Annotated in this window: 9 protein-coding genes; all 9 read left to right on the plus strand. The window is 73.7% G+C overall.

What is annotated here, in order from left to right:
- Positions 1–308 precede the first annotated feature (308 nt).
- The gene (locus AES38_RS03535; RefSeq protein WP_053773813.1) at positions 309–2,312 is read left to right on the plus strand and encodes a glycoside hydrolase family 127 protein; all 2,004 of its coding nucleotides are present in this window, start codon (positions 309–311) and stop codon (positions 2,310–2,312) included.
- Between the two features lie 144 nt (positions 2,313–2,456).
- Complete coding sequence (locus AES38_RS03540; protein ID WP_053773814.1) at positions 2,457–4,139, plus strand: ABC transporter substrate-binding protein; 1,683 nt, start codon at positions 2,457–2,459, stop codon at positions 4,137–4,139.
- 3 nt (positions 4,140–4,142) lie between these two features.
- Positions 4,143–5,105 carry an ABC transporter permease gene (locus tag AES38_RS03545; RefSeq protein ID WP_053773815.1) on the plus strand — a complete coding sequence of 321 codons (963 nt, stop codon included), beginning with the start codon at positions 4,143–4,145 and terminating at the stop codon, positions 5,103–5,105.
- Positions 5,102–6,094: an ABC transporter permease gene (locus AES38_RS03550; RefSeq protein ID WP_053773816.1), complete on the plus strand. Its 993-nt coding sequence runs from the start codon at positions 5,102–5,104 to the stop codon at positions 6,092–6,094. The genes AES38_RS03545 and AES38_RS03550 overlap by 4 nt, the downstream gene beginning before the upstream one ends.
- Positions 6,091–6,957 (plus strand): ABC transporter ATP-binding protein, encoded by an 867-nt coding sequence (locus AES38_RS03555; RefSeq protein WP_053773817.1) that lies wholly within the window; start codon positions 6,091–6,093, stop codon positions 6,955–6,957. The genes AES38_RS03550 and AES38_RS03555 overlap by 4 nt, the downstream gene beginning before the upstream one ends.
- Positions 6,954–7,877, plus strand: a complete 924-nt coding sequence (locus AES38_RS03560) for an ATP-binding cassette domain-containing protein (RefSeq protein ID WP_053773818.1) — start codon at positions 6,954–6,956, stop codon at positions 7,875–7,877. The genes AES38_RS03555 and AES38_RS03560 overlap by 4 nt, the downstream gene beginning before the upstream one ends.
- Positions 7,874–9,181 carry an alpha/beta fold hydrolase gene (locus AES38_RS03565; RefSeq protein WP_053775647.1) on the plus strand — a complete coding sequence of 436 codons (1,308 nt, stop codon included), beginning with the start codon at positions 7,874–7,876 and terminating at the stop codon, positions 9,179–9,181. Before AES38_RS03560 ends, AES38_RS03565 begins: the two co-directional genes overlap by 4 nt.
- Positions 9,178–10,626 (plus strand): aminopeptidase P family protein, encoded by a 1,449-nt coding sequence (locus AES38_RS03570; RefSeq protein WP_053773819.1) that lies wholly within the window; start codon positions 9,178–9,180, stop codon positions 10,624–10,626. The genes AES38_RS03565 and AES38_RS03570 overlap by 4 nt, the downstream gene beginning before the upstream one ends.
- Before the next feature lie 19 nt (positions 10,627–10,645).
- Positions 10,646–11,359, plus strand: a complete 714-nt coding sequence (locus AES38_RS03575; protein ID WP_053773820.1) for a GntR family transcriptional regulator — start codon at positions 10,646–10,648, stop codon at positions 11,357–11,359.
- Positions 11,360–11,392: the final 33 nt, after the last annotated feature.

Below are 11,392 nucleotides of genomic sequence, written 5' to 3' on the forward strand. Positions count from 1 at the left end.
GCGGGACCGGGCCGCGCACACGGCCGACTTTTACCCGAAGACCGGCCCGGCGCTGGCGGGACAGCTCACCCGAAGAGCTGTCGCCGTTGCCCACGATCGTACTGGTCCGACCGTCCGCCCCATGCGGGCTGTGGGCAGTCGGTGCGAGCGGTGCCCGTCCGTCCCGCTGACGGCGCCCGGGCGTCGCCCTGATGTAAACAGCGTGTAACGGGAGGTCGCGGACGCGACCCGGCCATTGCCAACACCCGTACGCGTATTTGTAATATGTCACCTACCACCGGCCACCCGAGGCGGGGCGAGGGAGTGACATGGCAGTCAGCGGAGCAGGCGCGGACGACATCCGCGCCGCAGCACGTCGCCCGGCCGTGCTCCCCACCACCGGATCCCGGCAGCCGCTCGGGGCCGGGGAGGTCGCCCTGGAGGGCGGCCTGCTCGGCGCGTGGCAGGAGCGCAACCGGGAGCGGACCATCCCGCACGCGATCGCGTCGATGGCCGCCGCCGGCAACCTCGACGACCTCCGCGCGGCGGTGGACGGCCCCGGCGAGCGGCCCGTGCCGCGCTATCCGTTCCTCGACACCGACGTCTACAAGACCCTCGAGGGCGTCGCGTACGAGGTCGGGCGCGGCGTCGCCACCCCGGGGATGCGCGCCTTCCTCGCCGAGGCGACGGACGTGCTCGAGCGCGTGCAGGCCGACGACGGCTACATCGGCTCGTACGTGCAGCGGCCCGGATCCGACCGCGAGCCCTGGTCGGACCTCGCCTGGGGCCACGAGCTCTACAACCTCGGGCACCTGATCCAGGCCGCCGTCGCCGACTCCCGGCAGGGCGGCGAGGGCCGCCTCCTCGCGGTCGCCCGCCGGTTCGCCGACGCCGCGGTGCGGGAGTTCGGCCCCGACGGGCGCGCCGAGGTGTGCGGGCACCCCGAGGTCGAGATGGCGCTCGTCGAGCTGCACCGCGAGACGGGGGAGCGCGCGTACCTCGACCTCGCGTCCGCGTTCGTCGACCGGCGCGGCCACGGCACGGTCGCCACGCGGATCTTCCCGGCCGAGTACTTCCAGGACGCGCATCCGTTCCGGGAGATGCCCGCCGTCACGGGTCACGCCGTGCGCATGGCGTACCTGGCCGCGGGCGCCACGGACGTGGCGACGGAGACGGGCGACGCGGAGCTGCTCGCCGCCTCCATCCGCCTCTTCGACGACGCCGTGCGCACCCGCCTCTACGTCACGGGCGGGCTCGGCAGCCGCCACTCGGACGAGGCCATCGGCGACGCCTACGAGCTGCCGAGCGAGCGCTCCTACAGCGAGACGTGCGCCGCGATCGCCGTGATGCAGTGGGCCTGGCGCCTCTTCCTCGCGACCGGCGAGCCGCGGTTCCTCGACGCGCACGAGACGGTGCTGCTGAACGCCTACGCCGTGGGCCTCTCCGCGGACGGCACGGGCTTCTTCTACGACAACCCGCTCCAGCGACGCCCCGACCACCACGCGCAGTCGGGCGCGGAGGTCGAGGGCGAGCTCCTCCGCCGGCCGTGGTTCACCTGCCCGTGCTGCCCGCCGAACATCGTGCGCTGGATGAGCGAGCTGCAGGACCACGTGGCGGTGCGGGACGGCGACGACCTCGTGATCGCGCACCCGGCCGCGTGCGTGATCCGCACCGCCGCGCTCGACGTGCGCGTCACGACCGCGTACCCGTGGGACGGGTCGATCCGCGTCGAGGTGCTGCGCGCGTCCGGTGCGGAGGCCGGCATCGTGCTGCGCCGCCCGGGCTGGTGCCGCTCGGCGACCGCGGTCGTGCAGGGCGCCGACGGTTCCGCCGAGGTCGACGCGGCGGCCGCCGACCGGTGGATCCGCGCCACCCGCGCCTGGGCCCCCGGGGACGCGCTCGTGGTCGAGCTCGACATGCCCGTGCGCGCCCTCGGATCCCACCCGCACCTCGACGCGACGCGCGGCAGCCTCGCGGTCGCCCGCGGCCCCGTGGTCTACGCCGTCGAGCAGGAGGACGCCGGCGCACCCGTCGACGACCTGCTCCTCGACCCGCGCGACCTGGCGGCGGCGCGCACCGTGCCGCTGCCGGTCGACGCGCCGTGGGGTCCCGCGTCCGCCGCCACGGATCCCGCGTCCGGCGTCGCGCTTTCGCTCCGTCTCCGCCGCGCGGTGCCCGCACCCGACGAGCTCTACCCCGAGGTCGTCCCCGGCACCGCCGCCCCCGCCCCGTCGGCCGACCCCGTCGACGCGGTCCTCGTCCCGTACGCCCTGTGGGGCAACCGGGACGCGGGGGCGATGCGCGTCTGGATCCGCGCGGCCGACACCGGCTGACGCCCCGTCCGCGCGCGGCACCCCGGATCCACCCGATCCGGGGCGATCGCGCGCACCTCCACCTCCCCTCCCACCCATCGCACGACCCCGTCCGTCACTCCCCACCCGGTGCGCTCCGGCCGCCATCCACGAAACGAGAGTCCGATGAACAGACGAATCACCGCAGTCGGGCTGGCCGTCGCCGCCAGCCTCGCCCTCACGTCCTGCGCCGGCGCCGGAGGCGGCGGCGGGAGCGGCGACGTCACCGGCCCGGCCGACACCGGCGGCACCATGCACGTGCTGCAGAGCACCGACTTCTCGCACCTCGACCCGGAGATGGGGTACGACACCGGCGTCCAGAACCTCTACCGGCTCATCTACCGCACGCTGACGACGTCGTCGGGGAAGGACGGCGCGACGATCGCCCCCGACCTCGCGACCGACACGGGCACCCCCAACGAGGACGCGACGGTGTGGACCTTCACGCTGAAGGACGGTCTCAAGTTCGAGGACGGCTCCCCGATCACGAGCGAGTCCGTCAAGTTCGGCGTCGAGCGCTCGTTCGACCCGGCGCTCGCCATCGGCACGCCGTACACGCGCCTCTACCTCGCCGGCGCCGAGTCGTACAAGGGGCCCTACGAGTCGGGCGACCTCTCCTCCATCGAGACCCCGGACGAGAGGACCATCGTCTTCCACCTCAACCGCCCGGTGCCGGAGTTCGCGAGCGTCGCGGCGCAGAGCACGTTCACGCCGTTCCCGGCGGACAAGGAGAAGGTGACGGTCACGAGCATCGACCAGCAGCCGATCGCCTCCGGCCCGTACCGGGTCACGGCCCGCACCGCGGGATCCTCCCTCACCCTCGAGCGGAACCCCGAGTGGGACCAGGCCACCGACGACGTGCGCACGGCCAAGCCCGACGCGTGGCAGTTCACCATCGGACTCGACCAGGCCACCATCGACGAGCGCATGCTCGCCGGGCAGGGCGACGACAAGCAGGCGATCGCCGGCGCGATCACGGCCGCCTCGGTGTCCCGGATCCAGACGCCCGCGCTCAAGGCGCGCACCGTCTCCGGCGACTTCGGCTGCACCACCTACCTCGGCCTCAACACGACGAAGCCGCACCTCGACGACGTCCGCGTCCGCCAGGCGATCGCCTACGCGGTCGACAAGAAGTCCCTCGCGGACGTCGCCGGCGGGCCCATGCTCGCGTCGCCGGCCTCGACGATGCTCACCCCCACCATCCCCGGGCACAAGGACTTCGACCTGTACCCGAGCACCGACAGCGCGGGCGACGTCGACAAGGCGAAGGCGCTGCTGACCGAGGCCGGGCTCCCCGACGGCTTCACCATGACGCTCGACGTGCGCAACCTGCCCACGGCGCAGAAGCAGGCAGAGGCGCTGCAGCAGTCGCTCGCCAAGGCGGGCATCACGCTCGAGCTCAACATCATCGACACCGCCACGTACTACGAGACCATCGGCACCCCGTCGCAGCAGCACGACGCCGCCGTCACGGGCTGGTGCCCCGACTGGCGCTCCGCCAGCACCGTCCTGCCGACGCTCTTCGACGGCCGCCAGATCAGCGAGAAGGGCAACAACGACCTGTCGCAGCTCGACGACCCGGCGGTGAACGCCAAGATCGACGAGGTGTCCGCCATGACCGACCTCGACGCGGCGAAGACGGCGTGGGGCGACCTCGACGAGCAGATCCAGCAGCTCGCGCCGACCGTGCCGCTCCTCTTCGGACAGACCGTCATGGTGGTCGGGCAGGACGTGCGGAACGCCTACTCGAACCCCCTCTGGGCAGGCGGCATCGACTTCGCCACCATCGGCCTCCACACGGGGAAGTAGGCGGTGACCGCCGCACTCCAGGGCGCCCCGGTGCCCGACTCCGCCCCCGCGTACCCGACGGGACGGCCGCCGGCCGTCACGCCGGCCACGCGCGTGGTCGCCGCCCTCCGGTCGACGCCGTCCGTGATCGCGAGCGCCGCGTTCGTGGTGCTCGTCCTCGTGCTCGCGGTGTTCGCGCCGCTCCTGTCCGGGATCACCGGGTGGGGGCCGACGACCTTCGACGCCACGGCCGTGGACCCCGTCCTCGGCGGCCTGCCCGTCGGCCCGTTCGGCGGCGTGAGCGCCTCGCACTGGTTCGGCGTCGAGCCGCAGAACGGGCGCGACATCTTCGCCCGCATCGCGTACGGCGCCCGGGTGTCCCTGCTCATCGCGGTCTCCGCCACGGTCGTCACCACGACGGTCGGCGTGGTGCTCGGCATGGTCGCGGGCTACTTCGGCGGGATCGTCGACCAGGTCGTGTCGCGGGTCATGGACTTCCTCATGGCCTTCCCGGCGCTGATCTTCATGATCGCCATCCTGTCGGCGCTGCCCGCGGGCAACCGGCCGGCGCTCCTCGTCGTGGTGCTCAGCATCTTCGGCTGGCCGTACACGGCGCGCATCGTGCGCGGCCAGACCATGACGATCCGCACCCGGGACTTCGTGGAGGCGGCCCGGGCGTCCGGCGCCTCCTCGATGCGGGTGGTCTTCCGGGAGGTGCTGCCGAACCTGCGCGGCACGATCATCGTGCTCGCCACGCTCGCGGTGCCGAGCTACATCGGCACCGAGGCGGGCCTGTCGTTCCTGGGTGTCGGCGTGCAGCCGCCGACGCCGTCGTGGGGCCAGATGATCGCCGACTCGGTGGCCTGGTACACGGTCGACCCCGCGTACTTCATCGTGCCGGGCTCGTTCCTCTTCCTCACCGTGCTGTCGTTCACGGTCTTCGGCGACCACCTCCGCACCGCGCTCGAGCAGGGGGAGGCGGCATGATCGGCTACCTCGTCCGCCGGGCCGGATCCGCGCTGATCGTGCTCGCGCTCATCAGCCTGTTCACCTACATGATCTTCTTCCTGCTCCAGCCGGACCCCGCCGTCACCATCTGCGGCAAGACCTGCACGCCGGACAAGATCGACTCCATCCGCCAGCTCCTCGGCCTCGACCGGCCGTTCTGGGCGCAGTACGGCGACTTCCTCGCCGGCATCTTCACGGGCCGCTCGTACGGCGAGGGCGCGACCGCGATCCAGTGCGCGGCGCCGTGCCTCGGCTTCAGCTTCCAGACGCAGCAGTCGGTGCTCGACATGATCGTGTCCCGCCTGCCCGTGAGCATCACGCTCGCGGTCGGCGCGGCGGTCCTCTGGGTCGTCTTCGGCGTGGCCGGCGGCCTCGTCAGCGCGATCAAGCAGGGCACCGTGTGGGACCGGGCCGCCATGACGGCGGCGCTGACCGGGATCAGCGTGCCGACGTACTTCGCGGCGCTGCTCCTGCAGTACGTGCTCGTGGTGCAGCTGCAGGTGCTGCCGTTCCCGCAGTCCGTGGACTTCGGCGACGACCCCGTCGTGTGGCTCCAGTCCTACATCATGCCGTGGCTCGTGCTCGCCCTCGGGTACGCGTCCGTGTACGCGCGGATCGTGCGGGCCAACGTGATCGACACGCTGCAGGAGGACTACCTGCGCACCGCGCGGGCCAAGGGCCTGTCGGCGGCGCTCGTGATCCGCCGGCACGCGCTGCGGCCGTCGCTCACGCCCGTCGTCACCCTGTTCGGCATGGACTTCGCCGGGCTGCTCGGCGGGGCCCTCATCACGGAGACCGTCTTCGGGCTCAACGGCGTCGGCAAGCTCGCCGCCGACTCCATCGCCAAGAACGACCAGCCCGTCATCATGGGCGTCACGCTCCTCGCCGCGGCCTTCGTGGTCGTCGGGAACGTGGTCGTCGACGTGCTGTACACCGTGCTCGACCCCCGAGTGAGGATCACCGCGTGACCGCCACCGCACCGCACCAGCCGCCCGCCCGGGCCGTCCCCGGGACCCCGCTCCTCGAGGTCGAGCACCTCACCATCGCGTTCCCCACCTCGCGGGGGCCGGTCGAGGTGGTGAAGGACCTCTCCTTCCGCGTGGAGCCCGACAGCACCCTCGGCATCGTGGGGGAGTCGGGCTCCGGCAAGTCGATGACCTCGCTCGCCGTCATGGGACTCGTGCCCCGCGGCGGCGAGGTCACCGGCAGCATCCGGCTCGCGGGCGAGGAGCTCGTCGGGCGGTCGGACAGGGAGCTGCGCGCGATGCGGGGCGACCGGATGGCCATGGTGTTCCAGGATCCGCTGTCCTCGCTCAACCCCTACTTCACCGTGGGGCTGCAGATCGAGGAGGCGTACCGGGCGCACCGTCCGGGATCCCGGAAGGCCGTGCGGTCGACGGTGGTCGCGGCGCTCGAGCGGGTCGGCATCACGGAGGCCTCGACGCGCGTGGACCACTACCCGCACCAGTTCTCCGGCGGCATGCGCCAGCGCATCATGATCGCGATGGCGCTGTGCCTCGAGCCCGAGCTGCTGATCGCGGACGAGCCGACCACGGCGCTCGACGTGACGGTGCAGGCGCAGATCCTCGACCTGCTGCGCTCCATCCGCGCCGAGACGGGGATGGGGATGCTCGTGATCACGCACGACCTCGCCGTCGTGTCCTCCCTCGCCGACGAGGTGCTCGTCATGCAGGGCGGGCACCGCGTGGAGAGCGGCACCGCCGAGCGCGTGTTCACCGCGCCGGAGGACCCGTACACGCACGCCCTGCTCGAGGCGATCCCCCGCATCGACGCCGCCTACGACCGACCGACGACGGGATCCGCCTCATGAGCACGCACGACGCCCCCACCGGGACCCCGGAGCCCTTCCTCTCCGCCCGCGACCTCGTGAAGGAGTACGTGACGCGCGGCGGCCGCGGGCTCCGACCGCCCGTGCGCCGCTTCCGCGCCGTCGACGGCGTGAGCCTCGACGTGCCGACCGGGCAGACGCTCTCGATCGTGGGGGAGTCCGGATCCGGCAAGTCGACGACCGCGCGCATCGTCGCCCACCTGCTCGACCCCACGTCCGGCACGTTCGCGCTGAAGGGCGAGGACATGACGCACGCGACGGGCGCCCGGCTGCGGGAGTTCCGGCGGCAGGTGCAGGTGGTGTTCCAGGATCCGGCGTCGTCGCTCAACCCGCGGCACACGGTGGAGCAGATCATCAGCGCGCCCCTGCGGTACCAGGGCATCACGACGCCCGGCGGGCACGGGAGGCTCGTGCGCGACCTGCTCGACCGGGTGGGCCTGGACCCGGACCACGCGCAGCGCTACCCGGCCCAGTTCTCCGGCGGGCAGTGCCAGCGCATCGGGATCGCGCGGGCGCTCGCCGTGAGCCCGGGCCTCATCGTGTGCGACGAGGCGGTCTCCGCGCTCGACGTGACGGTGCAGGCGCGGGTCATCGCGCTGCTGCGCGACCTCCAGCGCGAGCGCGGCCTCAGCTACGTCTTCATCGCGCACGACCTCGCCGTCGTGCGGCAGCTCTCCGACCGCGTCGCCGTGATGAGCGCCGGGAAGGTCGTGGAGGAGGGGACGCGCGACGACGTCTTCGAGCGCCCGCAGCACCCGTACACGCGGTCGCTGCTGGACGCCGTGCCGCGCATCGATCCCGAGTGGGACCGCCGTCGCGAGGCCGCGCGGGCCGCCGCGGGGCTCGCGCCGGGATCGCTCAGCACGGGCGCCGTGCGCACGTCGGACGGGTCGGCCGCGTGATCGTCGGATCGGCGACCGTCCCCGGCGTGCACGTCACCGACCACCAGGTCGAGGTGCCGCTCGACTGGGCGGCGGCGCGCGCCGGCGAGCCCACGGCGACGATCACCGTCTTCGCCCGCGAGCTCGTCGCCCCCGACCGCCGGGCCGACGACCTGCCCGCGCTCCTCTACCTCCAGGGCGGGCCGGGCGGGAAGTCGCCGCGCGTCATCGACGACGGCGGCTGGATCGGCCACGCCCTCCGCACGCACCGCGTGGTGCTCCTCGACCAGCGCGGCACCGGGCGGAGCACGCCCGTCACGGCGCGCACCATGCTGCGCTTCGGTGAGGACCACGCATCCGCCGCCCGGTACCTCGCGCTCTTCCGGGCCGACTCGATCGTGCAGGACGCGGAGGCGCTCCGGCAGCACCTCGAGGGCGGGCGCCGCTGGTCGACGCTCGGCCAGAGCTACGGCGGCTTCCTCACGCTCACCTACCTGTCGCTCGCGCCGGAGGCCCTGTCGGCCTGCTACGTGACGGGGGGCCTCGCCTCCCTCGACCCCTCCGCCGAGGAGGTGTACCGCCGCACCTACCCGCGCACGGTCGCCAAGAACGCCGGCTACCACGCGCGCTACCCGGGCGACGTCGGGATCCTGTCGCGCCTCGCCGACCGGCTCGCGGCGGGCGACGTGACGCTGCCCGACGGCGACGCGCTCACGGTCCGCCGCCTGCAGACCATCGGGATCGACCTCGGCATGGGGCCCGGGCGGGAGCGGATCCACGCGCTGCTCGACGAGGCGCTCGACGACCGCGGCGAGCCCACCGACGTGCTGCTCGCCGAGATCCAGCGCCTCACCTCCTACGCCGCCAACCCGCTGTTCGCGGCGATGCAGGAGAGCATCTACGCGTCCGGCACCCGTCCCGCCACCGCGTGGGCCGCCGAGCGGGAGCGCGGCCGGCACCCGGCCTTCGCGCCGAGCGCCCGGCCGCTGCTGCTCACCGGCGAGATGATGTACCCCTGGATGTTCGAGGAGATCCGGCTGCTGCGCCCCTTCCGCGGCGCGGTCGAGGAGATGGCGCGGCGCGACGACTGGCCCGAGCTCTACGACCCGGCCCGGCTCGCCGCCAACGAGGTGCCCGTCGCCGCCGCGATCTACCACGACGACATGTACGTGGACGCGGGCCTGCAGCAGGAGACGGTCGCGCGCGTGGGGAGCGCCCGCGCGTGGATCACGAACGAGCACGAGCACGACGGACTGGGGGCGCCCGGCGTCCTCGGCCGGCTGATGGACACGATCGCCCGCGATGGAGGAGGCCTGCCCCGATGACCGACACGACCCACGACACGACCGCGGCGACGCCGCCCGCCGACGACCGCCGTCCGCCCCGCCTCGCCGAGGTGCCCGCGTTCCGCGAGCTCATGGCGGGCGGGTGGATCACGCCCGATCGCACGCCGACGACCGTGCCCGGCGCCGTCGAGGCGGCCGCCGCGCACCGGGCCCGGCTGAGCGCCGCGATGCCGGGCGTGACGATGGCGGTCGTGAGCGGGTACGCGCCCACCCGCAACGACGACTGCCGCTACGCCTTCCGCGCCGACAGCGACTTCGTCTGGCTCACGGGCGTGCAGATCGAGGGCGCCGTGCTCGTGATGCACGCGGTGCCGGGCGGCCACGACGCCGTGCTGCACGTGCCCGCGCCCGCGCACCCGGGCGACCCGCGGTTCTTCTCCGACGCCGACCACGGCGAGCTCTGGGTCGGCCCCGCGCCCGCGCACGCCGACTGGCAGCGAGCGCTCGGGATCCCGGTGCGCGACCCCGACCGCCTCGCGCGCGACCTCGCCGGCGTCCGTGACGTGCGCCGCGCGGGCGCCGTCACGGGCGTCCCGTCCGCCCTCGCCGACGTGCCCCGCGACGCCGGCCTCGTGGCGGGGATCGGCGAGCTGCGCGTGATCAAGGACGCGTGGGAGATCGAGGAGCTGCGCCGCGCGGTCGACGACACGGTCGAGGGCTTCGCCGAGGTCGTCCGGGCGATCCCCGAGGCCCGGTCCCACGGGGGCGAGCGCTGGCTGCAGGGCACCTTCGACCGGCATGCGCGCACGGTCGGCAACGGCCCCGGCTACGCCACCATCGTGGGGGGCGGCGGCCACGCGACGATCCTGCACTGGGTGCGCTGCGACGGCCCCCTCCGCGACGGCGAGCTCGTGCTCCTCGACATGGGCGTGGAGGCCCGGAGCCTCTACACGGCCGACGTCACCCGCACGATCCCCGTGGACGGCTCGTTCACGCCCGAGCAGCGGCTCGTGCACGACGTCGTCGAGCGCGCGCACCGCGCCGGCCTCGAGGCGGTGGCCCCCGGCCGTCCGCTCGTCGACTTCCACCACGCGTCCATGGAGGTGGTCGCGCAGGGGCTCGACGACCTCGGGATCCTGCCCGTCTCGGTCGACGAGGCGCTCTCCCCGGCCGGCCAGCACCACCGGCGCTGGCTGGTCTGCGGGATCGGGCACCACCTCGGCCTCGACGTGCACGACTGCTCGGGCGCCGGGACCGCCGCGTACGCCCGCGAGGTGGAGGCGGGCATGGTGCTGACGGTCGAGCCCGGCCTCTACTTCCCGCCGGACGACGCGATGGTGCCGCCGGAGCTCCGGGGCATCGGCGTGCGGATCGAAGACGATATCGTGGTGACGCAGACGGGGTCCGACGTGCTGTCGGACGCGCTGCCGATCGACGCACGGGGCCTGGAGTCCTGGATGCGCGAGCAGGGGACCCCGTCCTGACCCGAGGAGGAGGACCCGCGTGAGCCTCTCCGCACTGCGTCCCGCACCGCCCCGCGCGAGCCTGCGCGAGCACGTGCACCAGGCCCTGTCCGCGGCCATCGTCTCCGGCGAGCTGGAGCCGGGCACGCTCATCACGGTGCCGACGCTCGCGGTGCGCTTCGACGTCTCCGCCACCCCCGTGCGCGAGGCGATGCTCGAGCTCGAGAAGCGCGGGTTCGTCGAGACCGTGCGCAACAAGGGCTTCCGCGTCACGGCGGTGAGCGACGAGGAGCTCGGCCACCTCGTGCAGGTGCGCCAGCTCCTCGAGGCGCCGGCCATGGAGCGGCTCGCGGGGCGGGTGCCCGACCGGGAGCTGCCTGACCTGGAGGCGCTCGCCGACCGGATCGAGCAGGGTGCGCGCGACGGCGACCTCCGCGCGTACCTCGAGGCCGACCAGGAGTTCCACCTGTCGCTCACGCGCATGCTCGGGAACCCCGTCCTCACGGAGTCCATCGCGGACCTCCGCTCGCGCACGCGCCTCGTCGGCCTCGCGTCGATGAAGGAGAGCGCCATGCTCGACGCGTCGGCCGCCGAGCACCACGAGCTGCTGCGGGCGCTCGTCGCGGGCGACGGCGCCGCGGCGCACGAGCTCATGGTGCGGCACATCCGCCACGCCACCGGCTGGTGGGCGGGTCGCGGCGAGGCCGAGGACGAGGGCGACGGCGTCGTGGATCCCGCTTCCGCGCGGGCCTGAGCCGGTTCCTCCACGGGGAGCTTCCCCTGCCGC

The organism is Clavibacter capsici (assembly GCF_001280205.1).
Lineage (GTDB): Bacteria > Actinomycetota > Actinomycetes > Actinomycetales > Microbacteriaceae > Clavibacter > Clavibacter capsici.

Coding starts and splice junctions, on each gene's coding strand:
- AES38_RS03550 (WP_053773816.1), top strand. CDS start 5,102: ATGATCGGCTACCTCGTCCGCCGGGCCGGATCCGCGCTGATCGTGCTC.
- AES38_RS03540 (WP_053773814.1), top strand. CDS start 2,457: ATGAACAGACGAATCACCGCAGTCGGGCTGGCCGTCGCCGCCAGCCTC.
- AES38_RS03570 (WP_053773819.1), top strand. CDS start 9,178: ATGACCGACACGACCCACGACACGACCGCGGCGACGCCGCCCGCCGAC.
- AES38_RS03535 (WP_053773813.1), top strand. CDS start 309: ATGGCAGTCAGCGGAGCAGGCGCGGACGACATCCGCGCCGCAGCACGT.
- AES38_RS03560 (WP_053773818.1), top strand. CDS start 6,954: ATGAGCACGCACGACGCCCCCACCGGGACCCCGGAGCCCTTCCTCTCC.